Annotated in this window: 19 protein-coding genes and 2 pseudogenes; 12 read left to right on the plus strand and 9 right to left on the minus strand. The window is 70.2% G+C overall.

Features of this window, described 5'->3' with window-relative positions:
• Positions 1 to 27: 27 nt before the first annotated feature.
• Both CU254_RS10230 and CU254_RS10235 read right to left on the minus strand, forming a co-directional pair.
• Positions 28 to 1,629 (minus strand): cation acetate symporter, encoded by a 1,602-nt coding sequence (locus CU254_RS10230; protein WP_009075312.1) that lies wholly within the window; start codon positions 1,627 to 1,629, stop codon positions 28 to 30.
• Entirely contained in the window at positions 1,626 to 2,066 is a 441-nt protein-coding gene (locus tag CU254_RS10235) for a DUF485 domain-containing protein (protein ID WP_037713188.1), read from the minus strand. The genes CU254_RS10230 and CU254_RS10235 overlap by 4 nt, the downstream gene beginning before the upstream one ends.
• Positions 2,067 to 3,036: 970 nt before the next feature.
• On the opposite strand from CU254_RS10235, the gene CU254_RS10240 reads away from it, so the two are divergent.
• Genes CU254_RS10240 through CU254_RS10255 form a run of 4 tightly spaced genes read left to right on the plus strand, consistent with a single transcriptional unit; the run spans position 3,037 to position 9,013 of the window.
• On the plus strand, positions 3,037 to 7,194 hold the full coding sequence (locus CU254_RS10240) for a nitrate- and nitrite sensing domain-containing protein (protein WP_199785859.1): 4,158 nt from the start codon (positions 3,037 to 3,039) through the stop codon (positions 7,192 to 7,194).
• Positions 7,191 to 7,643, plus strand: a complete 453-nt coding sequence (locus CU254_RS10245) for a roadblock/LC7 domain-containing protein (RefSeq protein ID WP_009075317.1) — start codon at positions 7,191 to 7,193, stop codon at positions 7,641 to 7,643. The genes CU254_RS10240 and CU254_RS10245 overlap by 4 nt, the downstream gene beginning before the upstream one ends.
• Before the next feature lie 7 nt (positions 7,644 to 7,650).
• On the plus strand, positions 7,651 to 8,421 hold the full coding sequence (locus CU254_RS43615; RefSeq protein WP_009075319.1) for a DUF742 domain-containing protein: 771 nt from the start codon (positions 7,651 to 7,653) through the stop codon (positions 8,419 to 8,421).
• Positions 8,402 to 9,013, plus strand: a complete 612-nt coding sequence (locus CU254_RS10255; RefSeq protein WP_009075320.1) for an ATP/GTP-binding protein — start codon at positions 8,402 to 8,404, stop codon at positions 9,011 to 9,013. Before CU254_RS43615 ends, CU254_RS10255 begins: the two co-directional genes overlap by 20 nt.
• 139 nt (positions 9,014 to 9,152) lie before the next feature.
• On the opposite strand, the gene CU254_RS44605 is transcribed toward CU254_RS10255, so the two are convergent.
• The 5 genes from CU254_RS44605 to CU254_RS10275 form a co-directional block, all read right to left on the minus strand.
• The gene (locus tag CU254_RS44605) at positions 9,153 to 9,335 is read right to left on the minus strand and encodes a dihydrofolate reductase family protein (protein ID WP_255409884.1); all 183 of its coding nucleotides are present in this window, start codon (positions 9,333 to 9,335) and stop codon (positions 9,153 to 9,155) included.
• Positions 9,290 to 9,715: a dihydrofolate reductase family protein gene (locus CU254_RS44610; RefSeq protein ID WP_255409844.1), complete on the minus strand. Its 426-nt coding sequence runs from the start codon at positions 9,713 to 9,715 to the stop codon at positions 9,290 to 9,292. The genes CU254_RS44605 and CU254_RS44610 overlap by 46 nt, the downstream gene beginning before the upstream one ends.
• An 84-nt stretch (positions 9,716 to 9,799) precedes the next feature.
• Entirely contained in the window at positions 9,800 to 10,450 is a 651-nt protein-coding gene (locus tag CU254_RS10265; RefSeq protein ID WP_037713194.1) for a DUF899 domain-containing protein, read from the minus strand.
• Positions 10,447 to 10,884 (minus strand): SRPBCC domain-containing protein, encoded by a 438-nt coding sequence (locus CU254_RS10270; RefSeq protein ID WP_009075326.1) that lies wholly within the window; start codon positions 10,882 to 10,884, stop codon positions 10,447 to 10,449. The genes CU254_RS10265 and CU254_RS10270 overlap by 4 nt, the downstream gene beginning before the upstream one ends.
• Entirely contained in the window at positions 10,881 to 11,213 is a 333-nt protein-coding gene (locus CU254_RS10275; RefSeq protein ID WP_009075328.1) for a helix-turn-helix transcriptional regulator, read from the minus strand. Before CU254_RS10275 ends, CU254_RS10270 begins: the two co-directional genes overlap by 4 nt.
• Positions 11,214 to 11,335: 122 nt before the next feature.
• On the opposite strand from CU254_RS10275, the gene icmF reads away from it, so the two are divergent.
• Entirely contained in the window at positions 11,336 to 14,575 is a 3,240-nt protein-coding gene (icmF, locus tag CU254_RS10280; RefSeq protein ID WP_009075329.1) for a fused isobutyryl-CoA mutase/GTPase IcmF, read from the plus strand.
• 4 nt (positions 14,576 to 14,579) lie between these two features.
• Here the strand turns inward: icmF and CU254_RS10285 are convergent, their stop codons facing one another.
• Positions 14,580 to 15,284, minus strand: coding sequence for a class I SAM-dependent methyltransferase (locus tag CU254_RS10285; protein WP_009075331.1), 705 nt, complete (start codon positions 15,282 to 15,284; stop codon positions 14,580 to 14,582).
• 107 nt (positions 15,285 to 15,391) lie between these two features.
• On the opposite strand from CU254_RS10285, the gene CU254_RS10290 reads away from it, so the two are divergent.
• Complete coding sequence (locus CU254_RS10290) at positions 15,392 to 16,228, plus strand: LLM class F420-dependent oxidoreductase (RefSeq protein ID WP_009075334.1); 837 nt, start codon at positions 15,392 to 15,394, stop codon at positions 16,226 to 16,228.
• 59 nt (positions 16,229 to 16,287) lie between these two features.
• Here CU254_RS10290 and CU254_RS10295 read toward each other — a convergent pair whose 3' ends face one another.
• Entirely contained in the window at positions 16,288 to 18,288 is a 2,001-nt protein-coding gene (locus CU254_RS10295) for an acyl-CoA dehydrogenase family protein (RefSeq protein WP_009075337.1), read from the minus strand.
• Positions 18,289 to 18,438: 150 nt separating this feature from the next.
• Here CU254_RS10295 and kstR point away from each other — a divergent pair, with 150 nt between their 5' ends.
• The 6 genes and pseudogenes from kstR to CU254_RS10320 all read left to right on the plus strand — a co-directional run bounded on the left by kstR (position 18,439) and on the right by CU254_RS10320 (position 24,905).
• Positions 18,439 to 19,071: a cholesterol catabolism transcriptional regulator KstR gene (gene kstR / locus CU254_RS10300; RefSeq protein WP_009075339.1), complete on the plus strand. Its 633-nt coding sequence runs from the start codon at positions 18,439 to 18,441 to the stop codon at positions 19,069 to 19,071.
• 152 nt (positions 19,072 to 19,223) lie between these two features.
• Positions 19,224 to 19,295: pseudogene (locus CU254_RS44895) on the plus strand (hypothetical protein); the annotation flags it as partial.
• A 39-nt stretch (positions 19,296 to 19,334) separates the two neighbouring features.
• On the plus strand, positions 19,335 to 19,658 hold the full coding sequence (locus tag CU254_RS44025; protein WP_234392755.1) for a helix-turn-helix domain-containing protein: 324 nt from the start codon (positions 19,335 to 19,337) through the stop codon (positions 19,656 to 19,658).
• Entirely contained in the window at positions 19,655 to 20,509 is an 855-nt protein-coding gene (locus CU254_RS10305; RefSeq protein ID WP_037713023.1) for an IS3 family transposase, read from the plus strand. The genes CU254_RS44025 and CU254_RS10305 overlap by 4 nt, the downstream gene beginning before the upstream one ends.
• 508 nt (positions 20,510 to 21,017) lie before the next feature.
• Positions 21,018 to 23,754 (plus strand): annotated as a pseudogene (locus CU254_RS10315) (DEAD/DEAH box helicase).
• Positions 23,754 to 24,905 (plus strand): SWIM zinc finger family protein, encoded by a 1,152-nt coding sequence (locus CU254_RS10320; RefSeq protein WP_009075342.1) that lies wholly within the window; start codon positions 23,754 to 23,756, stop codon positions 24,903 to 24,905. Before CU254_RS10315 ends, CU254_RS10320 begins: the two are co-directional and overlap by 1 nt.
• The last annotated feature ends 23 nt before the right edge of the window (positions 24,906 to 24,928 follow it).

Here is a 24,928-nt window from a genome sequence, read left to right on the forward strand (position 1 = left end):
CCGCGGTTTTTCCGTGCCAGGCAGGCGTCAGGAACCGAAGCCGATGCCGGTCAGCGACCGGACCTCCATCTCCGCGTGCTTCTCCGGGTCGCCCTTCGCGCCGCCGACGAACGTGCCGATCGCGCCGCACAGGAACGACACCGGGATGGAGACCAGACCCGGGTTCTTCAGCGGGAACCAGTGGAAGTCGACGCCGGGGAAGATCGAGTCCGGCGCGCCCGACACCACCGGCGAGAACAGCACCAGCACGACGCAGGCGATGAGCCCGCCGTAGATGCTCCACAGCGTCCCGGTGGTGTTGAACCGTTTCCAGAACAGCGAGTACAGGAGGGTCGACAGGTTCGCCGACGCCGCCACCGCGAGCGCGAGCGCCACGAGGAACGCGATGTTCTGGCCGTTGGCGAGGATGCCGCCGACGATGGCGAACCCGCCGATCACGACCGCGGTCAGCCGGGCCACCCGGACCTCGTCCTCCGGTTCCGCCTTGCCGCGCTTGACGACGTTCGCGTACACGTCGTGTGCGAAGGAAGCGGACGCGGTCAGCGTCAGCCCGGCCACCACGGCGAGGATCGTCGCGAAGGCGACCGCCGAGATGACGCCGAGCAGCACCGTCCCGCCGACGTGCAGGGCCAGCAGCGGCGCGGCCGAGTTCTCGCCGCCGGGCGCGGCCTTGATCTCGTCCGGGCCGACGATCGCCGCCGCGCCGAAGCCGATCACCAGCGTGCACAGGTAGAACACGAACATGCACGCGGTCGCCCACACCACCGAGCGGCGCGCCTCGCGGGCGTTCGGCACGGTGTAGAAGCGCATCAGCACGTGCGGCAGCGAGGCGACGCCGAGCACCAGGGCCAGCGAGAGCGACACGAAGTCGAGCTTCGTGGTCCCGTTCTTGCCGTAGGAGCCGCCCGGCGAGAGCAGGTCCGTGCCCATGGGGCTGTGGTCGGCGGCCGCGCGCAGCAGGCTCGAGAAGTTGAAGCCGTACTTGCCCATCAGGAACACCGTGATCAGCGAGGCCGCGGTGAGCAGGATGGTGGCCTTGATGATCTGCACCCACGTGGTGCCCTTCATGCCGCCGAGCAGCACGTAGGAGATCATCACCAGCCCGACCACGGTGATCACCAGCGCCTGGCCCCACTTGGAGTGGACGTCCAGCAGCAGCGCGACCAGGCCGCCCGCGCCCGCCATCTGCGCGAGCATGTAGAAGAAGGAGATCACCAGCGTCGAGGTGGCCGACGCGGCGCGCACCGGACGCTGTTTCATCCGGAAGCTGAGCACGTCGCCCATCGTGAAGCGGCCCGTGTTGCGCAGCAGCTCCGCGAGCAGCAGCAGGTCGACGAGCCACGCGACGAGGAAGCCGATGGAGTAGAGGAAGCCGTCGTAGCCGTTGATCGCGATCGCGCCGGCGATGCCGAGGAACGACGCCGCGGACAGGAAGTCGCCGGACAGCGCGACGCCGTTCTGCCTTCCGGTGAAGGCGCTGTCGGCGGTGTAGTAGCCCGACGTGGACGAGCGGCGGTTGCCCGCGCGGTAGACCACGTACAGGGTGATCGCGACGAACAGCGCGAACACCCCGGTGTTGATCAACGGGTTGCTCGCCGAAGCTCCTTCGGCGAGCCAAGCGGTAGTCACTGAGGGGTTCCTTCCGGGACAGCGGCGGCCCGCGCGCGGATCTCGGCGGCGCGCGGGTCCATCTCGCGGTCGGCGAAGCGGACGTACAGCGCGGTGATGGCCGCGGTGGTGACGAACTGGCCGAGGCCGAGCAGCATGCCGACGTTGACCAGGCCGAAGACCGGCGTGCTCATGAACTCGCCCGCGTAGGCGGCGAGCACGACGTAGGCGAGGTACCAGACGAAGAACCCGATGCTCATCGGGAACACGAACCGGCGGAAGCGGCTGCGCAGCGAGCGGAACTGGGGGCTGCGCTGGATCTGCTCGTAGTCCGGGCCGTGCTTGCGGCGCCTGCCGCGCGGGGCGGAGTCGCCTCCTTCGCGGTCGAACAGCGCGGGCATCTGGCCGGTGTCCTCGGCCGAGGCGGCCGGGCCGGTGGTGCGCGCGACGTTGTGCATGGCTGCCTCCGGCAACTTGCGCGGTGGATGGCGGCGGGCATCGTTCGGGAAAGCGCCCGGATCGCCCTTGCGGACTGGGAGGCGGCCATAGTAACGACGCCGCCGGAACGCGGAAAAAGGCGGTTCGCGAGGGCACCGGAAATTCCTTTTCGCCCGGGAAATAGCGCGAAACGGCACGCCTGGGCAGATCACGGGATGATCACTCGGAATAGTGAGCACCGATGTCACGGAGAGTTGCCGGGTCCTCCGGGGTTGCGGCAGACGGAGGAGTGCGGGCTGGTCAAGATCCACTATGGTGACCGATCGTAGCCGTCGGACGGGACGAGCAGCCGCTCCGCTTCGGCGAGCAGGTCGCGGCCTGGGCGGCGATTCCCCGGATGGGGAGGGAAGCTGGCAAAAATCACCGGGTCGGGCGGCGCGTCGCTGCATCTCCACAACATCGGGTTCAACTTCTGGCCGTACCCACTCGACGGGGGCACAGGGTGTAGTTCTATTGGGGGTGTCGCTTACCCTGTGTAGGCTAATCGGGTGACGGCCGGACGTCGAGGCCGAGAGCGGCGGGTAACCGGAATTCCCCCGCCGGGCGTTCCTGGTCCAATCTGCGGCTCCAAGTTTCGCAGTTTTGACTATTTTCCCAGGTCAGCCCCCCGATGCGGAACGCAATAACGCGGGCGGCGATTGGTGTACGATTCTTTGGCCCCAGCCGCCCGCAGCGATCGATAGGCACAGACAAGTTGATCTCGACCACCGCCGTGCAGTCCGCAAGTTGCGTCGTGCACGTGCATAGTCCCGGGAAGCCGATCGCCTCCCGGCCCGGTGAAGGATCGACCCGGTCGTGCCGGCCCCCGGTCGGACGCGCGGGCAGGCGGACCGCGGGACCCCGCGCCGGGAGCGCGCTGCGCACCGGGAGCGCGGGGGCCCGAGGGGACCGCCGACGGGCCGCCACGACGCCGGACAGGGAGTCACTTTCGTGACCGTTGCAGGAGAAGGCCAAGTGCCTGTGGAGAAGCTGCTCGGCCGCCCGCCCAAGCGGCCGCGCTGGTCGTCGGGCTGGCGCGCCGCGCTGCGCTGGCGGGACTGGAGCCTGCCGGTCAAGCTGTCCGCGGTCACGATCGTCCCCATCGTGCTCGCGCTCGTCCTCGGCATCACCGCCATCGCGGGCCAGGTCTCGCGGTCGAGCGACTACCAGCGGATCGACCGGCTCGTCGCGCTGAGCACCCAGCTGCGCGCGCTCACCGACGGGCTGCAGCGCGAGCGCACCCAGACCGCGGCCCAGCTCATCGCGGGCACCTCGGGCGTGACTCCGGAACTGAAGGCGGCCCGCGCGGCCACCGACGCCGCGGTCGCGCCGTTCACCGAGGCGGCCGCCCGGGTCGGCGGCGACGGCTCGAGCGTGTCCGGCGCGGTGAACTCGGCGAACGCGCAGGTCAACGAAATCGCGGTGATCCGCCAGCAGGTCGGGGCGGGCCTGCTGAACGCGGCCGAGGCGGTCGGCGACTACAACGCCGTCACCAGCGCGCTGATCGGAGCCGATACCGCGGTGTCGGCGGGCGCGAGCGCCGACGCGCTCGGCAGCACCCCGAGCGCGCTGCACGACCTCGAAGCCGCCAAGGAACAGGTGTCGGTCACCCAGTCCCTGGTGAGCTACGGCATTTCCGCGGGCACCCTGACCCCGCAGCAGCTGAGCGACGTGCGCGACGCGGAACTGCGGTTCGACGACCGGATCGCCGACTTCAACGCCGCCGCGACCGCGCCGCAGCGCCTCGACTTCGAGAGCACGCTCAAGCCGGACACGTCCTACGACCGCAAGCGGATGCTCGGCACCGTGCTCGGCGGCCAGGGCGTCTCCACCGACGACGCGCTCAAGCGGCTCTCGCCGCAGGAGTGGAACAACGCCTCGAAAGCGGTGACCTCGCAGCTGACCGAGGTCTCCGGCCGGATGACCGCCGACCTCACCGCGGCGTCGTCCGCGCTGGTCGAGGACGCCGGCAGCAGTGCCGGTCTGCTGGCCGTGCTGCTGTTCGCCGCGCTCGCCGCGGCGGCCGCGGTCGTGTTCGTCATCTCCCGCCAGCTGCTGCGCTCGCTGAAGGTCCTGCGCCGCAGCGCGCTGGACGTCGCGGAGAAGGACCTGCCCGAGGCGGTCCGCAACATCCAGGAGGGCCGCGCGCAGAGCGTCGAGGTCGAACCGGTGCCGGTCCAGGTGCAGGACGAGGTCGGCGAGGTCGCGCGGGCGTTCGAGAAGGTGCACAGCCAGGCGCTGAAGCTGGCGACCGAACAGGCCGCCATGCGCGCCGGCTACTCCAGCGTGTTCGTCAACCTGTCGCGCCGCAGCCAGAGCCTCGTGCAGCGGCAGCTGCAGCTGATCGAGCGGCTGGAGCGCGACGAGGAGGACGCGGACCAGCTCGCCACGCTGTTCCAGCTCGACCACCTCGCCACCCGGATGCGGCGCAACAACGAGAACCTGATGGTCCTCTCCGGCGCCGAGCCGGGCCGCCGTTCCGGCCAGCCGGTCGCCACGCACGACGTGCTGCGTGCCGCGGTGTCGGAAATCGAGCAGTACCAACGGGTTTCGGTGCAGCACCCGCCCGCGGTGAAGATCGTCGGGTTCGCCGCGAGCGACGTCCAGCGCCTCATCGCGGAGCTGCTGGACAACGCGACCGCGTTCTCCGCGCCGGAAACGCAGGTGACGGTCGCGACGCGGCTCGCCGAGGACGGTTCGCTCAACGTCGACATCCTCGACAAGGGCATCGGCATGAACGAGTACGAGGTGGTGGAGGCCAACGGCCGGCTCACCGACTCGGGCTCGGTCGACCTCGCGACCTCGCGCCGGATGGGCCTGTTCGTGGTCGGCCGCCTCGCCGGCCGCCACCGCATCGGCGTTTCGCTGCACGGCGGCAAGGACATCGTCGGCGTGCGGGCCACCGTGGTGGTGCCGCCGGAGCTGGTGATGACCGGGCTGGCCACGACGCCGGGCGACCGGTCGGAGCCCGGCCAGCTGCCCGGTCCCAAGGCGAGCCTCGCCGCCCCGCCCGTCGCGCCGGGCGGCCTGCCCCGCCGGCAGCGCCCGGCCTCCAACGGGTCGGCCGTGCCGGGTCTCGTTCCGCACCAGGGCAGCAACTCCGAGGAAACCCAGCGCTGGCCGTCGGCAGGCGACCTCGCCGGTTTCTCCGGGGACAAGGTCGCGCGTCCGCCGTCCGACCTCGAGGTGTCCGGAACCGCGCTGTTCAGCCCGATCCCGCGCGACGACGACACGCCCGCCCCGCCGCCGCCCGCGCCGAAGCTTCCGCAGATCGTCGACGTCCCGCCGCCGCGTCCGGAGCCCGAACCGGAACCGGCCGCGGAAAGCCGCGACCAGCGCGACGGCGAACTGCCCTCGGGCAAGGACCTGTTCTCCGCGGCCAACGCGACGACGCTGAGCGACTGGTGGAACCAGGCCGCGCAGCAGGTGCCGGAGGTCCCGCCGCCGTCCGCGGCGGAGACGACGATCGAGAACACGCCGATCTTCGACGAGATGCTGTCGGCGTGGTTCCGTTCGCCCGCGCAGCCGCCGTCCGCGTCCGCTCCGGCCGCGTCCGGCAAGGCCGCCGCGGAGCCGGAGGCGGACCAGGACCAGCAGCGCAACTGGGATTTCGCGAGCGACGAGAACTGGCGGACGGTCCAGGCGCTGTCCCAGGTGGAGCCGACCGCGTTCACGAAGTCGGGCCTTCCCCGGCGCCGCCGCGGCGAACAGCTCATGCCGGGCAGCGCCACGCCGGAACCGGCGGTCCCCGCGGCCGAAACGCAGGGAAGCGACCTCCCGGTCCGCGACCCGGCGGACGTGCGGGGACGGCTGAACAGCTTCCAGCGCGGCGTCACGCGCGGACGGCAGGAAGTCCGCGGCACCGCGCCGGAAACCACCGGCGCCGCAGCGGATTCCGCCGCTGCGGACGCTTCGAATGCCACGACGTCGCCGGAGCGGGCTCGCGCCCACGACGCGGCGATCCGGCGGCGGCAGACGGTCGCCGGCGCGTTCGGCGTTCCCGCGGACCAGAACCGTCCGGACGCGACGACTCAGTCCGGTTCCGGTGCGAAGGACGCGCCCGCCGGGTTCGGCGAACGGCCCGCGGACGCGGACTCGTCGAACGAGACGGCACCCGTGCAGGCCGTGCCCCCGGCGTTCGACCCGGACGGCGGCTGGCCGCGCCAGGAGCCCGCCGCGCGCACGGAACTGCCCGCGCCGCAACCGAACCGCACCGTCCGGCCGGAGAAGCCGGACAGCCTGCCGACCCGCCGCAAGGGCGCGAGCAGTCTCCCGCCCGCCCCGCCGACCGCCGACCCGAACCAGGTCCCGGCGGCCGTGGCCGGGCTCGAGGCCGCGGTCGCCGGCACCGGGCAGACCGCCGCCGACCAGGTTTCCGCGAACGGCCAGACCGCGACGCCGGAGAAGGCGGACAGCCCGGCTTCCGCGAACGGACAGGCATCTGCTCCGGCCGCGGCGCAGGAGACCTCCTTGTGGGGCAAGCCCGCCGAGAACCCGGGCCCGGCTTCGCCGCTGACGACGTGGCGAGCCGCGCAGGCTCCGGCCGCCGCGCCGGGTCAGCAGGCCGAGAATGCGGAGCAGTCCGGCACGACGGCGGACCAGACCCCGGCGGCTTCGGCTTCGGCGCAGGGACTGGGCCAGACCCGGACGCCCGGCCAGAACCTCCCGGCCCAGTCCGGAACCCCGGCGCAGACCGGGTTGTGGGGTCAGCCGCTGGTGCCGGGACAGGCTCCGTCGCGGGAGTCCTCCGCCGGACCGGACGCCCAGCCGCCAGCCGGTTCGGACGGTTCGGCGAGCCCCTCCACGACTCCTGCCGAAACCACCACCGAGTGGAACTTCGGTTCCGACGAGGGGTGGCGGACCGTCCAGTCGGTGTCCCAGTCGACACCCGCCTCGTTCACTTCGGCAGGATTGCCTCGGCGCCGCCGAGGCGAACAGCTTCTTCCCGGCAGCGCACCGCCGCCCGCCGGGTCGGCGAGCCCCCGTCCGTCCCGCGATGCGCACGACGTGCGCGGTCGCCTGAGCAGTTTCCAGCAGGGGATCCAGCGCGGCAGGCACCGCACCGCGCAGGCCGCTGAGAAGAACCACGAAACATTGGAGGGTGAATGACCTCGCCGAATGCGGCCCAGCCGCAGCAGAACCAGTTCGGCTGGCTGGTGAACGACTTCGCCGACCGCGTCCCGGGCGTCGCGCACGCGGTCGTCGTGTCGGCCGACGGTCTCCTGCTGACGGCCTCCAACCGGCTGCCGCTCGACCGCGCCGACCAGCTCGCCGCCGTGGCGTCCGGGCTCGTCAGCCTGACCCAGGGCGCCGCCCGCTGTTTCGAGGCGGGCGCGGTGCGCGAGACCGTGGTCGAGATGGAACTCGGCATCATGGTGCTGATGTCCATCAGCGACGGCTCCTGCCTGGCGATCCTCGCCGCGCCCAACTGCGACATCGGGCAGGTCGCCTACGAGATGACGATGCTCGTCGACCGCGTCGGCCAGATCCTGACCCCGGAGCTGCGCGCGCAGCTGCAGGGCGCCGGGGGCTCGCTGATCGGCGAACCGGTGGGATGATGGCGCGATGAGCCAGGGGTCCGGATTGTTCGGCGAAGAGCCCGGTACCGGCGGCGAACCCCCGCGCGGGGAGGAGCCCGCCGCCGGGGACGACGGCACGTTCGCCGACGTCCTCAACGGGTTCAGCCTGGATTCGGGCCGCTCGCGCAGAAAACGGAAGAAGAGCGGCAAAGAAAAGAAGGAATCCCAGTCCCCAGCGCCGCCCGCCGCGGGAGCGCACGCGGCAGCGGACCCGCCGGCGGCACCCGTGCCGCCGGCCGACCAAGGAGATGGTGTGACCTCTCTCGTCTCTCCACCGGGCAGTACGGACTCCGACGGCCCCAGACCAGGCGGGCTCTTCGACCCGGGGCCGCCGAGCGGCGAGTTCTCGATGCCGTCGGCGATCGTCCGGCCCGAGCGCCACGATCGGGTGGACCCGGCCGAGGAGACGTCGATCGTGCGCCCGTACGCTCTCACCGGCGGGCGCACCCGGGCGAACTACGCGCTCGAACTGGAGACTCTGATCTCCACCAAAGACCATGTCGCCGCGGGGGGCTTCCCCCAGGCGGCGGCGGAGCAGATCGAGAGCATCTCGATCATGGAGGCGTGCCGGACCCCGCGTTCGGTGGCGGAGATCGCCGCGGAGCTGTCCGTGCCCCTGGGGGTGGCGAGGGTGCTGATCAGCGACGCGGCCGACGCCGGCCTCGTCACCGTGCACCGGACGATCTCGGGCCAGGACGGCGCCGAAGCACACTTGATGTTGATGGAAAGGGTTTTGAGTGGACTCCGTCGGCTTTAAGGCACCGCGGGAAACCGCGCCCCCGACCATGACATCGGCGAAGATCGTGGTGGCGGGCGGCTTCGGGGCGGGCAAGACGACCTTCGTGGGCTCGGTGTCGGAAATCGTTCCGCTCACCACCGAGGCGATGATGACCGACGCCAGCCGCGGCATCGACAACCTCGACCAGACCCCGTACAAGACGACCACCACGGTCGCCATGGACTTCGGCCGCGTCTCGCTCGACGCGGACCTGATCCTCTACCTGTTCGGCACGCCCGGCCAGCAGCGGTTCTGGTTCATGTGGGACGACCTGGTGCGCGGCGCCATCGGAGCGGTCGTGCTCGCCGACACCCGGCGGCTCGCGGACTCGTTCGCGCCGATCGACTTCTTCGAGGACCGCGGCCTGCCGTACATCGTCGGCGTGAACACCTTCGACGGCGTGCTGGAACACGACATCAATGATGTGCGCGAGGCGCTGTCGATCGATTCGAGCATTCCGATCGTCCGCTGCGACGCCCGGGAGCGGGAATCGACGAAGCAGACGCTGATCACGCTGGTCGAGTACGCGATGCGGCAGTGGATCGCGTTGCGCGCTGCGAAAGCCCACTGAAATTTTGGCGTCGGCTCCGCCGCCGCGGCGGGATCGCATTTAAGTCGGCGTGTGGAGGGGCAGTGCGCCCGGTCTGGGGGGCCGTGCACACTGCCCCTCCACACGCCGACGCGATCCCGCGTTGTGGTCGGTTCGGGAGTCAGAGCTTCGTGCGGTAGCGGAGCAGGACGACCGCGTTGTCGAAGGTGCGGGTTTCCCGCAGATCCAGGTTTGTGCGGTCGGCGCCTTCGGCGAAGGGGCGTTTGTCTCCGCCCAGGACTACCGGGTGGACGCAGATCAGGTACTCGTCGATGAGCCCGCGGCGGCCGAGTTCGGCGGCCAGGCGTAGCCGCCCATCAGGACGAGGTCGCCGTCCGCGGCTGCCTTGTGTGCGGCGACTTCTTCGGCCAGGTCGCCGCCGGCGATGCGGGTGTTCCAGTCCGCCGAGGTCAGGGTGCGGGAGAAGACCAATTTGGGCTTCTTCCGCCACAGCGGGGCATAGGCCAGGTCGTGCGGATGGTCCGAAATGGACTCCGCGACGGGCCAGTAGCTCGCCATCATTTCCCATACGCGGCGGCCGTAGGCGAACATCGCGGCGCGCTCGGAGAGTTCGTTCGAGTAGTCCGAGAGTTCCGGTCCCATGAGCGGCCAGTCGAACTCTCCGGCGGGGCCTTCGACGCAGCCGTCCAGCGACGTGTGGACGAGGTAGACCAGGTCGGCCATGGCGGGCTCGCTTCCTTGGCGGGAATGGGTCGCCAAGGGGTCGGAGCCGCCGCGGCCGGCCGGACATCTCGCGCGAGGAAAGTTTCAGTACTCGTCGTGCCGCCGCCACCAGCTGCTGGGCGCGTCGGTGCCGCGGGACTCCTCTTCCCACGCCTCCTGCCGTCCGAACGGGGTGACGTCCAGGTACCGCAGGGTGGAGACGAACTGGTCGCCGCCGCGGCCGGAGGTGAAGTAGGTGCGGTAGACGTCGTCCCCGTCGCGGAGGAACACGCTCACCCCGAAACCGCCGCCGACTCCGCAGTCCGCGGGGAAATCCGTGCCCGCGGCGGAAACCCACGGAAGCGTCCAACCCATCCTGGCCCAGTACCGCTCGATCTCCGGCGGCGTCGCGGGCGCGACGATTTTCAGCGTGACGTCGCGGGCGTGCAAGTGGGCGGGATGGCCCATGGAGTCCACGAACAGCGAGCAGCCCGGGCAGCCCGCTTCGTTTCCGGGGCCGAGCATCATGTGGTAGACGATCAGCTGGCGGCGGCCTTCGAAAAGGTCCAGGAGGGTGCGCGGGCCGTCCGGGCCGGTGAATGCGTACTGTTTCGCGAAGCGGACCATGGGCATCCGGCGGCGTTCCGCGGCCAGCCGGTCGCCCGCGCGCGTGTGTTCTTTTTCCTTGCGCAGCAAGTCTTCCCGGGCGCTTTCCCATTCCTCGGGCGAGACGACGCGGGGGAGTGCGGCGGTCATTTCATGTCCTCCAGGATGCGGTCGAGATCTTCGAAACCGGACTGCCAGCCGTCGCTGTGTCCGTCGCGTTCGGCTTCATTCGGGAACGGGGCTTGGTGGAACGTCATCGAGGTTTTGCCTGCCAATTCGGCGAAATCGATGGTGACGAGCGTTTCGCCGACTTCGTCCTCCGGGTGCTGCCAGCGGAAGGTGAACACGAGCCGGGACGGCGCCGAGACCTCGCGGTAGACGCCGGACGCCTGGCGGTCGACGCCCTGTTCGGTGCTGGTGATCCGGCTGTGCCAGGTACCGCCGGGACGCGGGTCGGTGCTGGTCTCGGACGCGACGAAGCCGTGCGGGCCGAACCAGCTCGCGAGGTGCGCCGGGTCGGTCCAGGCCCGGAACACCAGCTCCCGGGGCGCGTCGAAGACCCGCACGATGGTCAGCTCGCTCATTCAGTCCCCTCCCGCAACTGCCGCAGGTGCTCGTCCAGCCGGTCGAATCCGGACTCCCAGAACCGCCGGTACTCCGCGACCCATCCGGCCACCTCGGCCAGCGGCCCCGCTTCCAGCCGGCAGGGTCGCCATTGCTTGGTGCGGCCCCGGCTGATCAGGCCCGCCTGCTCCAGCACTTTCAGGTGCTTCGACACCGCCTGCAGGCTCACCTCGAAGGGCTCGGCCAGCTCGTTGACGGTGGCCTCGCCCTCGGTCAGGCGGGCGAGGATCGCGCGCCGGGTCGGGTCCGCCAGCGCGGCGAAAGTGGTGCTCAGCTGGTCCGTCGGCATCGGTGCTCAATCACTTGGTTAATTAACTGACAGGTTGAATATAGCCTGGATGTCAACCCTTGAGAGCCGGGTCACTTTCGGCTCGGGTTTCCAATAGTAGGAAGTCCTAGTAAATTGGGAGGATGAGCGGCAGCGACCTGTACCGTCCCGCGAACCCGGTCCGGTTCGTCACGGCATCCAGCTTGTTCGACGGCCACGACGCCTCGATCAACATCATGCGGCGGATCCTGCAGTCCCAGGGCGCGGAAGTCGTCCACCTCGGCCACAACCGGTCGGTCGACGAGGTGGCCACGGCGGCGATCGCCGAGGACGTCCAGGGCGTCGCCATCTCCGCCTACCAAGGCGGGCACGTCGAGTACTTCAGCTACCTCGTCGAGCTGCTGAACGAGCGCGGCGCGGGGCACATCAAGGTGTTCGGCGGCGGCGGTGGCGTCATCGTGCGCGAGGAGATCGACCTGCTGCATTCGCGCGGCGTGGCGCGGATCTTCTCGCCGGAAGACGGCTACGAGATGGGCCTGCCGGGCATGATCAACATGATGATCAAGGCCTGCGACAGCGACCTGTCCGCGCAGCCGCCCGCCTCGGTCGACAAGCTGCTGTCCGGCGAGGTGCCGGCGCTCGCGCGGGTGATCACCCAGCTGCAGCGCGAGAACCTGCCGGAAGACTGGCTCACGGCGATCGCCGAGGCGGCCGGGCAGCGGCAGGTGCCGGTCCTCGGCATCACCGGCACCGGCGGTTCCGGCAAGTCCTCGCTGACCGACGAGCTGATCCGCCGGTTCCGGCTCGACCAGGAAGACAAGCTGCGCATCGCCGTGCTCGCGGTGGACCCGTCGCGGCGCAAGGGCGGCGGCGCGCTGCTCGGCGACCGCATCCGGATGAACTGCCTCGACGGTTCCCCGGTGTACTTCCGTTCGCTCGCCACCCGCACCACCAGCGGCGAGATCCCGGTGGGCCTCAAGGAATCGATCCTGGCCTGCAAGGCGGCCGGATTCGACCTGGTGATCGTGGAGACGCCGGGCATCGGGCAGGGCGACGCGGGCATCGTCGACTACGTGGACGAGTCGCTGTACGTGATGACGCCGGAGTTCGGCGCCGCGTCGCAGCTGGAGAAGATCGACATGCTCGATTTCGCCGACGTGGTCGCGATCAACAAATTCGAGCGCCGCGGCGCCGAGGACGCGCGGCGCGACGTCGCGCGTCAGCTGGTGCGCAACCGCGAGGCGTTCGGCTCGGCGCCGGAGGACATGCCGGTGTACGGCACGAGCGCGGCGAAGTTCAACGACGACGGCGTGACCGCGCTGTACCAGCACCTGCGGGACCTGCTCGCCGACCGCGGGCTGTCGGTGTCGGCCGGTACGCTGCCGAAGGTTTCGGGCAAGGTCTCGACGGACGCCAGCACGATCATCCCGGGCAACCGGGCGCGCTACCTCGCGGAGATTTCCGAGACGGTGCGCGGATACCACGAGCAGACCGAGAAGCAGGTCGCCGCGGTCCGCAAGCGCGAGCACCTGGCCGCGGCCAAGGCCGCGCTGTCCGAAGCGGACGCCAGCACCGACGCGCTGGACGGCTTGCTCGCCGCCGCGGAGTCCGATGTGGACGGCGAATCGACCAAGCTCCTCGAACGCTTCCGGGTGCTCGCCGAGGAATACCGGCAGGACGAGCTGGTCGTGAAGATCCGGGACAAGGAGCTGCACACCCAGCTGTGGCGGGAAACGCTGTCCGGCAACCGGATCCCGCGCGTCGCGCTGCCGCGCTACACCGAGTCCGGCGAGCTGCTTTCCTTCCTGCGCCGGGAAAACCTGCCCGGCTACTTCCCCTACACGGCGGGCGTGTTCCCGTTCAAGCGCGAGGGCGAGGACCCGGCGCGGATGTTCGCCGGCGAGGGCGACGCGTTCCGCACCAACCGCCGGTTCAAGCTGCTGTCGGCCGATTCCGAGGCCAAGCGGCTGTCGACGGCGTTCGACTCGGTCACGCTCTACGGCCACGACCCGGACACCCGCCCGGACATCTACGGCAAGGTCGGCACCTCCGGCGTGTCCATCGCGACGCTGGACGACATGAAGGCGCTTTACGACGGTTTCGACCTGACCGCGCCGAACACCTCGGTGTCGATGACGATCAACGGTCCCGCGCCGACGATCCTCGCGTTCTTCCTGAACACCGCGATCGACCAGAAGTTCGCCGCGTTCCGCGAGGAGCACGGCCGCGAGCCCTCCGAGACCGAAGCGGCGGAGCTGCGGGAATGGGCGCTGAAGAACGTCCGCGGCACCGTGCAGGCGGACATCCTGAAGGAAGACCAGGGGCAGAACACCTGCATCTTCTCCACCGAGTTCAGCCTCCGGATGATGGCCGACATCCAGGAGTGGTTCATCCAGCACGGGGTGCGCAACTTCTACTCGGTGTCGATTTCCGGCTACCACATCGCCGAGGCCGGGGCGAACCCGATCTCGCAGCTGGCCTTCACGCTCGCCAACGGGTTCACCTACGTCGAGTCGTACCTGGCGCGCGGCATGGACATCGACGATTTCGCGCCGAACCTGTCGTTCTTCTTCTCCAACGGGATGGACGCGGAGTACTCGGTGCTCGGCCGGGTCGCGCGGCGGATCTGGGCCGTGGCGATGCGCGAGCGCTACGGCGCGAACGACCGGTCGCAGAAGCTCAAGTACCACGTGCAGACCTCCGGCCGGTCGCTGCACGCGCAGGAGATGAGCTTCAACGACATCCGCACCACGCTGCAGGCGCTGTGCGCGCTGTACGACAACGCGAACTCCTTGCACACCAACGCGTTCGACGAGGCGATCACCACGCCTTCGGAGTCCTCGGTGCGCCGTGCGATGGCCATCCAGATGATCATCAACAAGGAGTGGGGCCTGTCGAAGAACGAGAACCCGCTGCAGGGCTCGTTCGTCATCGACGAGCTGACCGACCTGGTCGAGGAGGCCGTGCTCACCGAGTTCGACCGGATCTCCGAACGCGGCGGTGTGCTCGGCGCGATGGAGACCGGCTACCAGCGCGGCCGGATCCAGGACGAATCGCTGCTGTACGAGCGCAAGAAGCACGACGGCTCGCTGCCGATCATCGGCGTCAACACCTTCCGCAACCCGAAGGCGGGGGAGGACGACGTCGAGGTGGAGCTGGCCCGCGCGACCGAGGACGAGAAGCAGTCCCAGCTGCGCCGGCTGGCCGAGTTCCAGCAGGGGCACCGCGAGGAGGCCCAGCAGGCGCTCAAGGCGCTGCGCGAGGCGGCCACCCGCGGCGGCAACCTGTTCGACGTGCTGATGGATGCCGCGCGGGTGTGCTCGCTCGGTCAGATCACCGAGGCGTTCTTCGAGGTGGGCGGCCAGTACCGGCGCAACGTCTGACCGGTCAGTCCCGGGTGGCGGCCAGCCGCCATACCGGGGCGAGGACCCGGCCCTGCTCGTCGACGTCCAGCGTGTCGAGCGCGGTCGGGTCCGGCGGTTCGCCCTCCGAGACGGCGGCGACCGCGGCGATCAAGCCCTCGCGGCTCATCGCGGTGGTGTAGACGGCCGGTTCGAGCGCGGTGATCGTCCAGCCGTTGCCGACCGTTTCGCGCAGATTCTGCTCGGTGATTCGGTACGGGATGGGGAAGTTCTCCGGTACCGCGTCGGAGAAGCAGAAGATGTTCAGCTGTGCGCCGGGCTTGGTCGCGCGCCCGAGCGCCGCCACGTACGCGTGTCGTTCTTCTTCGTCGAGACAGTGGTAAAGCGCACTGTCGAGGACTGCGTCGAAGCGGCCTTCGTACCCTTCGAGCCGGGTTGCGTCGGCCTGGGCGAAAGTGACGTCCAGGCCGCGCTTCGCGGCGGTTTCGCGGGCTCGCGCGAGCGCGGTCGGCGCACCGTCGAGACCGGTCACGCGGTGTCCGCGAGACGCGAGGTACATCGCGTTTTCGCCGAGACCGCAACCGATGTCGAGCACTTCGCCGTGGAAACCGCCGTCCGCTTCGAGGGCGACCACCGCAGGTTGCGGGCCGGCGATGTCCCACGGGATTTTCTCCCCGATCGGGGTCTTGCCTTGGTACATCTCCTCGAAGTCGACGTCCGTCACGTCCATCCGGAGCCTCCTATTCAACGGGTGATGATTTAACGCTAGCGGACCGGACCGGTGATCTGTCAACAGCCCGGGGGAATACCTGCCCGGCCCGCGGAGTAGAAGGAGGCATGGATTTCGGGATCTCGACGTTCGTGACCGACGAAGGCATCCGGCCCGACGTGCTGGGCGAGGCGGCGGAGGAGCGCGGATTCGCGTCGCTCTTCCTCGCCGAGCATTCGCACATCCCGGCGAGCCGCGAAACGCCGTACCCCAGCGGGGGCGAGCTGCCGCGGGTCTACTACCGCACGCTCGACCCGTTCGTGGCGCTGACCGCGGCCGCGGTGAACACCTCGAACCTGGTGCTGGGCACCGGCGTCGTGCTGCTGATCCAGCGCGACGTCATCCACACCGCGAAGGAGGCGGCCTCTCTCGACCTGGTGTCGCGCGGACGGTTCGCCTTCGGCGTCGGGGCGGGCTGGAACCGGGAGGAAATGGTCAACCACGGCACCGATCCGAAGACCCGCGGCGCGCTGCTGAACGAGCAGATCCGGGCGCTGAAGGAGATCTGGACGCAGGAGCAGGCCGAGTTCCACGGCGAGCACCTCGACTTCGACCCGATCTTCGCGTGGCCGAAGCCGGTGCAGACGCCGCATCCGCCGATCTACGTCGGCGGCGCGAGCCCCGCGGCGCTGAAGCGGCTGATCGAATACGGCGACGGCTGGATCCCGAACCCCGCGGTGTCGCCGGACGACGTGCGCCGCGTGCGCCAGCAGCTCGCCGACGCGGGACGCGGGGACATGCCGTCTCAGCTCTTCGGCGGACCCGCCGACGCGGACGCGATCAAGCAGTACGCCGACGCCGGGCTGGACCACTACGGGTTCATGCTGCCGACGCTGCCGGAGGCGGAAACGCTGGCGCTGCTGGACGAATACGCCCGTCTCGCCGCCGCTTTCCGCGCTGAATAGCGTGCCGTGAAGGACTCCTTGAGGGAATCTGATTCCCTCAAGGAGTCCTTCACGGACGTTCAGCGCGGCAGGCCGAGCACGCGTTCCGCGGCGGCGGACAGCAGGACCTGGGTGGTGCCGCCCGCGATCGACAGGCAGCGGGTGAGCAGGAACTCTTGTGCGGCTTGGGTTTCCGCGACCAGTTCCGGGGCGAGTTCGAGCGCGAACTCGGCCGTTTCCTGCCGATGCCGCACGCCGAGCAGCTTCGCCACCGACGATTCCGCGCCCGGTCCGAGGCCGTCCAGCCGCCGCAGCGTCGCGCGCAGGTCGAGCACCGAACACGCGCTGCCCTGCCCGATCAACGTGCCGAGCCGGTCGCGGTCCACGTCCCCGGGCGCGGATTCCAGCAGGGCCTCCACGTTCTCGCCCACCGCGGAACCGCGGCCCAGCGCGACGCGTTCGTTCGCCAGCGTCGTGCGCGCGAGCTTCCAGCCCGCGCCGGGTTCGCCGACGACATCGGCGTCCGGCACGAACACGTCGTCCAGGAAGACCTCGTTGAACACGCTCCGGCCGGTGATCTCGCGCAGCGGTCGCGTGGTGATTCCGTCGGCGCGCATGTCGACCAGGAAGTACGTGATTCCCTTGTGCTTCGGCACGTCCGGGTCGGTGCGGGCGAGGCAGATCGCCCAGTCCGCCTCGTGGGCGAGCGACGTCCACACCTTCTGCCCGGTCAGCCGCCAGCCGCCGTCCGTCCGGCGCGCCACGGTGCGCAGCGACGCGAGGTCCGAGCCGGCGCCGGGCTCGCTGAACAGCTGACACCACGTCACCTCGCCGCGCAGGGTCGGCTTGGCGAAGCGTTCGCGCTGGTCGTCGGTGCCGTGCGCGAGGATCGTCGGTACTGCCCAGCCACCGATCACCAGGTCCGGCCGGCGGATGTCCGCCGCGGTCAATGCGGCGTCGATGCGCAGCTGGGTGGCCGCGTCCGCGCCCAGACCGTACGGCTGGGGCCAGTGCGGGGCGAGCAAACCCGAGTCCGCGAGCGCGGTCCGGCGCTTTTCTTCCGGCTGCGCGGCGATTTCCGCGACCAGCCGGGTCACCTCGGCATCCTCGCCGACGTTCACCCCGAGCGTCCGCCGTTTCCCGGCCAACGCGAGGTCTGCGGCCCGCTTCCGCCATCGCTGCGAACCGCCGAGCCACTGCCGCAACGCCAACGCGCGCCGCAGGTACAGGTGCGCCTCGTGCTCCCAGGTGAACCCGATTCCGCCGAGTACCTGAATGCAGTCCTTCGCGTTCTCGACCGCAGCATCCAACGCCACTGCCGCAGCGCTCGCGACGGCCAGCGGATCGCTGACTGACGAAGCTGCGTCCCATGCCAGCGCCTCGGCCGCTTCGGTGCGGCACAACATCTCCGCGCAGAGGTGCTTCACCGCCTGGAAAGCGCCGATGACCTGGCCGAATTGCTCCCGGACCTTGGCGTACTCGACGGCCGTCGTCAGGCACCAACGCGCCACACCCGCCGCTTCCGCGACCGCGAGCGTCGCCGCGAGGTCGCGGACGTCCGGCAGGTCCAGCACTTCTCCGCGGGCGTCGGCCTTGACGCGCCCGAGCGACCGGGAAAAGTCGAAGGGAGCCAACGGTTCCACCGCTGTTCCAGGCGGAACCAGGACGTACCGGTCGCCGCGCGGCACGAGCAACCACGACTCGGCGTCCGCACCGGGCACGGTCGCCGATTCTTCCAACTGCACCGCGACCTGTGCGGTCCCGTCGGCGATCTCGGCGGCGAGTTCCTTCGCGTGCTCCGCGAGCAGCAACCCGGCCAGTGCGGTGCTCAGCAACGGCCCCGGCACCAGCGCCTCCGCAGCGGCGGCGAGCCCGGCCGCGAGATCCGCGACCGTCCCGTCCGCGCCGTTCACCGACGCGGGCAGCGCGATGCCAGTGAGGCCGAGCGCGGCAAACCCGTCCGGCAGACTGGCGCCAGTGGGTTCGGCCGAGCGCACAGCGGCGATCGGATCGTGTGCCGCCGCCCAGGCCTGCACGGCGGCAGCGAGCGCGGTTTGTTCCTCGGTGAGCGCGACCGGCATCGGTCTCCTCCTCGCGGGGTACGGAGCTACTGGCGAGTGTAGAACGTGTTATAGTTTTTCCGCCAGGCGGTCGCGAGTTGAACCTTTCTCCAGGGCAGGTACGCTTACCCGGAAACTGGAACGAGTTCCGCAAGGCAGAGGGGATTGGCGATGCCGGGGAAGGCGAAGACGCCGGCGGCGAAAACGCGGGCGAACGGCCTCGGCGCGATGGGCGAGGAACTGGGCTCCGCGGCCCAGCGGGACCGCCGCCGCCGCATCATCGACGCGACGCTGGCCCTGGCCTCGAAGGGCGGCTACGACGCGGTGCAGATGCGCGCGGTCGCGGAGAAGGCCGACGTCGCGCTGGGCACGCTGTACCGGTATTTCCCGTCGAAGATCCACCTGCTCGTGTCGGGTCTGGCACAGCAGTTCGAGGCCGCGCACGAGAAAATCCAGCGCAGCGCGATCCCCGGAGAAACCCCCGCCGAGCGGCTGATGTTCGTCCTGGGCCGCAACACCCGCCTGATGCAGCGCGACCCGCATTTGACAGAGGCGATGGTGCGCGCGTTCATGTTCGCCGACACGTCCGCGGCCGCCGAGGTCGAACTGGTCGGCCGCCTGATGGAGGACATGTTCGCGAGCGCGATGGGCATCGAGGACCCGACGGAGTCGGACCGCGACATCTTCCACGTGGTGGCGGATGTGTGGATGGCGAACCTGGTCGCCTGGGTGACCCGCCGCGCCTCCGCCGCAGACGTGGCGAGCCGCCTGGAACTCTCCGTTCACCTGCTCCTGGACAAGTAGCCCAGTACGTGAGGGGAACCCTCACGCACTCAGAGTCCCTCTGAACTGCGCCCCGGAAGTTGGACTGGGAATCCAGTTCCAGCTGTCCGGGGAGTGGTTCGTTGCATCCACGCAGTTCGTTGTCTGAGTGGCAGCGGGCGTCCGCTGTTGCGTTGTTCGAGGACGGGTATGGCGCGAAGGCCGTGGCGTCCCGGTTGGGGGTGTCGGCGGGTGCCGTGCGACGCTTGCGTGATCGTTGGAGGCTGCGGAGCGCGGGAGCGCTGATGGACAAGCCAGGCAGGCGGTCGTTCGCGTTCGAGTTCAAGCTGGAGGTCGTGCGCCGGTATGTCGGCGGCGAGGCGACCGCGGCCGAGCTGGCGCGCGAGCACGGGCTGTCCTCGCCCAAACTCGTGGAGAACTGGGCGCGGGCGTATCGGCGCGAGGGAGAGGACGCGTTGCGGCCCAAGCCGAAAGGCCGTCCGCCCGGTGTCGCGGACTCGCCGGGTCCCGGCGAGCTGGAGCGGTTGCGGGCGGAGAACCTGCGGCTGTCGGCGGAGAACGCCTACCTAAAAAAATTGCGGGCCTTGAGGGAGCAGGGGCGAGGGTGAAAACCCAGGCCGTCGCCGCCCTCAAGGCCGACTATCCGCTGCCGGTGCTGCTGGCGGTCGCGGGCCTGGCCCGGTCGACGTTCTTCCACCACCAGGCCCGGCCCGACCGGCCCGACCCGCACGCCGGGCTCAAGGCCGCGATCGCCGAGGCGTTCGAGGCCGCCCGCGGCCGCTACGGGCACCGGCGGATCCACACGGTCCTGGCCCGCGCCGGCTGGCGGGTGGCGAAGAAAACCGTGCTCGCGCTGATGAACGCCCTCGGCCTGGTCTGCCAGGTCCGGCGGCCGCGCCGGCGCCGGTCCTGGCCCGGCCGGCCCGGCACGGCCGCCGAGAACCTGCTCAACCGCGAGTTCGGCGCCGAGGCCCCGGACACCAAATGGGTCACCGACGTGACCGAGTTCCGCATCGGCGACCGCAAGGTCTACCTCTCGCCCGTGATCGACCTGTTCGACCGGTCCGTGATCGCCTACGCCTGCGGGCCGTCCCCGACGCTGGAGCTGACGAACTCCTCGCTGCGCGCCGCGATCGCGACCCTGCCCGCCGGAGCCCGCCCGCTGGTGCACTCCGACCAGGGCTTCCAGTACCGGCACGCCTCCTGGCGCTCCCTGCTCGCCGACGCCGGCCTGACCCAGTCGATGTCCCGGCGAGCCACCTGCCTGGACAACGCCGTCGCCGAGAACTTCTTCGGCCACCTCAAAGAAGAACTCTTCCACCACACCAAGTTCGACACCGTCGACACGTTCATCACGGCACTGCACGACTACATCGACTGGTACAACACCACCCGCATCTCCACCACGCTCCAAGGCCTGAGCCCGGCCGAATACCGGGCCCAGACCCTCGCCGCCTAACCTCTACATAACCAGTCCAACTTCCGGGGCCCAGTTCACTCAGGGTTCCCCTCACGACCCACCCGCCGCCCCCGCCGCCCCGCCGCCCGGGATGCGCCCCAATGCCACATTGGGTGCGTCAGACGCACCGAACGCCACATTGGGTGCATCACATGCACCGAACGCCACATTGGGTGCGTCACATGCACCCAATGCCACATTGGGGCGCTACCCGCACGCCGCGCCCCCCACCGCAACCACTCACCTAAGCCGCGTAAAAACCGCCGCCGGTGCACTCAAGCAGCGTGGCACCCAGCCCTCCCCCAACCCCGATACGAAGCCGCCCTGCGGTCTGGGGGTGCTTGTCAAGGCATCTTTCCCGCCTTGACAAGCACCCCCAGACCGTCAGCACAATCAAACTTCGGGGTGCCCCACGCAACCAAGGCGCAGCAATGTCGCCGCCAGGCGACGAGCAGCGCCCACCAGGCCGAACAGCAAAACTGTCAGACCCACCAGTTACCGTGCGAAGGTGGAGTTCGACCAGACCACCCAAGCCACCTACCTCCCCTCCGACCCCCCGCGCGAGGGAACCCTGGCGCTATGGGGCGACGAGATCGAGGGAGACACCCCGATCCAGCTAGTCCTGCCCGGCGGCGGAAAATTCGCCCGCACCGAGGTGGTCGCCCGACTCGTCCCGCTCGCGAAAGCACTCCCGCGCCTCCTCGCAGTACCGGACGAAACGAGCCCGTCGCTGACAGCATGGTCGGCAGTGGTCAACGCCGGAGTGAACCTCCGTGGCACGCGGACGATTGCGCCCAGCCTCCACTCCGAGCGGACTGGCCACCTGGCGGGTAGGCCCCCTGGACGCAGCAGACGAAGAACTCCTGCGCGGACTAGCGGCCGCGCTGCCGCCCGAAGCACACGCGCTGCCGCTGTCCGGCGTGAAACGAATCCGCCTGCACTCACCGGAATCACTGGTCCGCGCGGTCTGGGACGCAGCGGCGGACGTGCTCGTGCGCAGTCCGGCAGCGGCAGTCGGATCCGGCGGGGCGGCGTTCGCGGAAGCGCAGCCGACGCTGCTGGACCCGGACGGCGCGGCCTGGCTCACCGAACTGGAAGCCCGTAGCCCGGACGGCGCGCAACTGCTGTTGCGGATCGAAGCGACCGACGAGGAATTCTCCGGAGCACTGGCCGTCCGTTCCACCCTCGAACCGAGTCTGGTGGTCGACGCGGCCACGCTGTGGGACGCGCCCGAGGCGGTTCTGCACCGGCTCGGCGACCAGGTGGAAACGCAGCTTCTGCTCGGCCTGCGGCGGGGTGCGCGCGCGTGGCCGCCGCTGGGCCGGATCCTGTCCGAACCGGCGCCCACCACGCTGCCGCTGTCCGACGACGAGGTGGTCGACCTGCTCGGCACCGGCGCGCGCGACCTGGGCGGCGCGGGCATCGAAGTCCTGTGGCCCAAGGATCTTTTCGCCGGGGAAGTGCGGGCGAAGGCGAGCGTCACGCAGGCTCCGGCGAGCGAATCCGGTCCCGCGTTTCCGCTCAACGGACTGCTGGAGTTCCGCTGGCGGCTCAGTCTCGGCGGCAGCGAACTCACCGACGAGGAAGTCGCGGCGCTCGCCGAAGCCAAACGTCCGCTGGTCCGGTTGCGCGGGCAGTGGGTGAAGCTCGATCCCGCTCTGCTGGCGCGGATGCGGGCCCGCCGGTCGCGGCTCACCGGGGCCGAAGCGCTGGCCGCGGCGCTCACTGGCGAACTGGAGGTCGACGGCGAACGCGTCGAGTTCGCCCCGCAACCGGCGTTGGCCGGGCTCGCCGAACGCCTGCGGGAACGGGAGCCCGCGCCGGTCGAGGAACCGGCGGGGCTCACCGCCACGCTGCGGCCGTATCAACGAGCCGGGCTGGGCTGGCTGATCGCGATGACCGAACTCGGTCTCGGTGCCTGTCTCGCCGACGATATGGGGCTGGGCAAGACAATCCAGCTCATCGCTCTGCATCTGCACCGGCGCGCGCAGGCCGCGGGGCCGACGCTCGTGCTGTGCCCGACGTCGTTGCTGGGCAACTGGGAACGCGAGTTCGGCAAGTTCGCGCCGGATGTGCCGGTGCGGCGATTCCACGGCGGCGGACGGCATCTCGACGATCTCGCGCCGGACGAGGTCGTGCTCGCCACGTACGGGGTGCTGCGCCGCGACCGGGAGCTGCTGTCCGAAGTGGACTGGGGCATGGTCGCCGCGGACGAGGCGCAGCACGTCAAGAACCCGTTGTCCGCCACGGCGAAGGAACTGCGGCAGGTGCCCGCGGCGGCGCGCGTGGCGCTCACCGGAACGCCGGTGGAGAACCGGCTCACCGAACTGTGGTCGCTGCTCGACTGGACCACGCCGGGGCTGCTCGGCCCGCTGGAGAAGTTCCGGCGCACCGTCGCGCGGCCGATCGAACGGGACCGGGACGAGACGGTCACCGGAAGGCTCGCCGCGACGGTCCGGCCGTTCCTGTTGCGCCGCCGCAAAACCGACCCGGACATCGCGCCGGAGCTGCCGCGGAAAACCGAGACCGACCGGTACGTCCCGCTCACCGCCGAGCAGACCACGCTGTACGAGGCGGTCGTCCGGGAGAACCTCGCGCAGATCCGGGAGGCGCAAGGGGTGCAGCGGCGCGGGCAGGTGCTGAAGCTGCTCACCGAACTCAAGCAGATCTGCAATCACCCGGCGCACTACCTCAAGGAAAGCGCCGGGGTGCTGAGCGGACGGTCCGGCAAGCTCGCCGCGTTCGAGGAACTGCTGGACGTCATCCTCGACGAGGGCGAGAGCGTGCTGGTGTTCAGCCAGTACGTGCGGCTGTGCCGGTTGCTGGAGCGGCGGCTCGCCGAACGCGGGCTGCCGACCGCGCTGCTGTCCGGCGAGGTCGGCCCGAAGCAGCGCGACGAGATGGTGGCCGCCTTCCAGTCCGGCGAGGTGCCGGTGTTCCTGCTGTCGCTCAAGGCGGGCGGCGTCGGGCTCAACCTCACTCAGGCCACGCACGTGATCCACTACGACCGGTGGTGGAACCCGGCGGTGGAGGACCAGGCCACCGACCGCGCGTACCGGATCGGGCAGGACCGGCCGGTGCAGGTGCACCGGCTGATCGCCGAAGGCACGCTGGAGGAACGGATCGCCGCGGTGCTGGAAACCAAGCGCGGGCTGGCCGACGCGGTCGTGGGCGCGGGCGAGGACTGGATCACCGAACTGTCCGACGACCAGCTCGCCGACCTGGTCCGGCTCGGGAGCGGATGATGCCGCCGCGGCGGACGTTCGGGAGCCGGTGGTGGGGCCGGGCGTGGGTGGAAGCGCTGGAGCAGCGCGCCAAACTGGACCCGAACCGGTTGCCGCGCGGGCGGACGTACGCGCGCAAGGGCGTCGTGGACCAGCTGGAGATCGGCGCGGGCGAGATCACCGCGTGGGTACGGGGAAGCCGCCCGGACCCGTACCGCGTCGCGATCCGGATGCGTGTGTTCAGCGAGTCGGAATGGGACAAGCTGCTCGACGTCGCGGGTCGCCGCCTCGGGCATGCCGCCGCCTTACTCGACGGAGAGTTGCCGGAGGAACTGGCCGTCCAGGCGCGCGAGGCCGGGGCCGATTTGCTGCCCGGACCCGGCGATCTGCGGCCGCGGTGTTCCTGTCCGGACAGCGCGAATCCGTGCAAACACGTGGCCGCGGTCTACTACCTGGTCGCCGACGAGGTCGATGCCGATCCGTTCGTGCTGTTCACCCTGCGCGGCCGAGGCCGGGACGAGGTTTTGGCTCAACTGCGCGAATTGCGGACTCCGAGCGCTCGCCAGGCTCGCCCTCCGGAAGTCGGCCTGACGCCGAAAAAAGCCTACTCGCGCCGGATCGCGCCGCTGCCGCCGTTGCCCGCCATTCCCGGAGAAGCCGGTCCGCCCGCCGTGCTCGACCTCGACCCGCCCGCCCGCTCCGGCCTGACGTCGGCCGGCCTCGCCGCGCTGGCCGCCGACGCCGCGTCGCTCGCGCTCGAGCTGCTGCACACCCGAGATGCGTTGGCGGACTTGACTTTCGCCGAGGACCTGGCCCGTCGCGCGGCCCGGCCGGGTGCGGACGTCTTCGGGCTGGCGGCCGCCGCCGAGGTCGCGCCGTCGGAGCTGATCGTGTCCGCGCAGGCGTGGCGGGAAGCGGGCCGCAGCGGGCTGGCGGCGCTGCGGGACGTGTGGAATCCCGGGCCCGGCCCGTTGGCGGCGGCGCGCGCGGAACTCGCGGAATTGGCGGGGGAGGTGAAGGTATGGCGCAACCGGGTGACAGCCGGGCCGGTGCAGTTGCGCTATGGAAGGGACCGCCGGTGGTACCGGTTCGTGCGGGTCGCGGGGCAGTGGTGGCCGGACGGACCGCCAGCCGAGCAGCCGGTCGATCTCGCCTACCCCGCGGAGGGCTGAAACGCTGACGCCCAGCGAAACGA

The organism is Amycolatopsis sp. AA4 (genome assembly GCF_002796545.1).
GTDB lineage: Bacteria > Actinomycetota > Actinomycetes > Mycobacteriales > Pseudonocardiaceae > Amycolatopsis.

Coding starts and splice junctions, on each gene's coding strand:
- CU254_RS10235 (WP_037713188.1), bottom strand. CDS start 2,066: ATGCACAACGTCGCGCGCACCACCGGCCCGGCCGCCTCGGCCGAGGAC.
- CU254_RS10245 (WP_009075317.1), top strand. CDS start 7,191: ATGACCTCGCCGAATGCGGCCCAGCCGCAGCAGAACCAGTTCGGCTGG.
- CU254_RS43615 (WP_009075319.1), top strand. CDS start 7,651: ATGAGCCAGGGGTCCGGATTGTTCGGCGAAGAGCCCGGTACCGGCGGC.
- CU254_RS44610 (WP_255409844.1), bottom strand. CDS start 9,715: ATGGCCGACCTGGTCTACCTCGTCCACACGTCGCTGGACGGCTGCGTC.
- CU254_RS10265 (WP_037713194.1), bottom strand. CDS start 10,450: ATGACCGCCGCACTCCCCCGCGTCGTCTCGCCCGAGGAATGGGAAAGC.
- CU254_RS10270 (WP_009075326.1), bottom strand. CDS start 10,884: ATGAGCGAGCTGACCATCGTGCGGGTCTTCGACGCGCCCCGGGAGCTG.
- CU254_RS10275 (WP_009075328.1), bottom strand. CDS start 11,213: ATGCCGACGGACCAGCTGAGCACCACTTTCGCCGCGCTGGCGGACCCG.
- icmF (WP_009075329.1), top strand. CDS start 11,336: ATGAGCGGCAGCGACCTGTACCGTCCCGCGAACCCGGTCCGGTTCGTC.
- CU254_RS10285 (WP_009075331.1), bottom strand. CDS start 15,284: ATGGACGTGACGGACGTCGACTTCGAGGAGATGTACCAAGGCAAGACC.
- CU254_RS10290 (WP_009075334.1), top strand. CDS start 15,392: ATGGATTTCGGGATCTCGACGTTCGTGACCGACGAAGGCATCCGGCCC.
- CU254_RS10295 (WP_009075337.1), bottom strand. CDS start 18,288: ATGCCGGTCGCGCTCACCGAGGAACAAACCGCGCTCGCTGCCGCCGTG.
- kstR (WP_009075339.1), top strand. CDS start 18,439: ATGCCGGGGAAGGCGAAGACGCCGGCGGCGAAAACGCGGGCGAACGGC.
- CU254_RS44025 (WP_234392755.1), top strand. CDS start 19,335: ATGGACAAGCCAGGCAGGCGGTCGTTCGCGTTCGAGTTCAAGCTGGAG.
- CU254_RS10320 (WP_009075342.1), top strand. CDS start 23,754: ATGCCGCCGCGGCGGACGTTCGGGAGCCGGTGGTGGGGCCGGGCGTGG.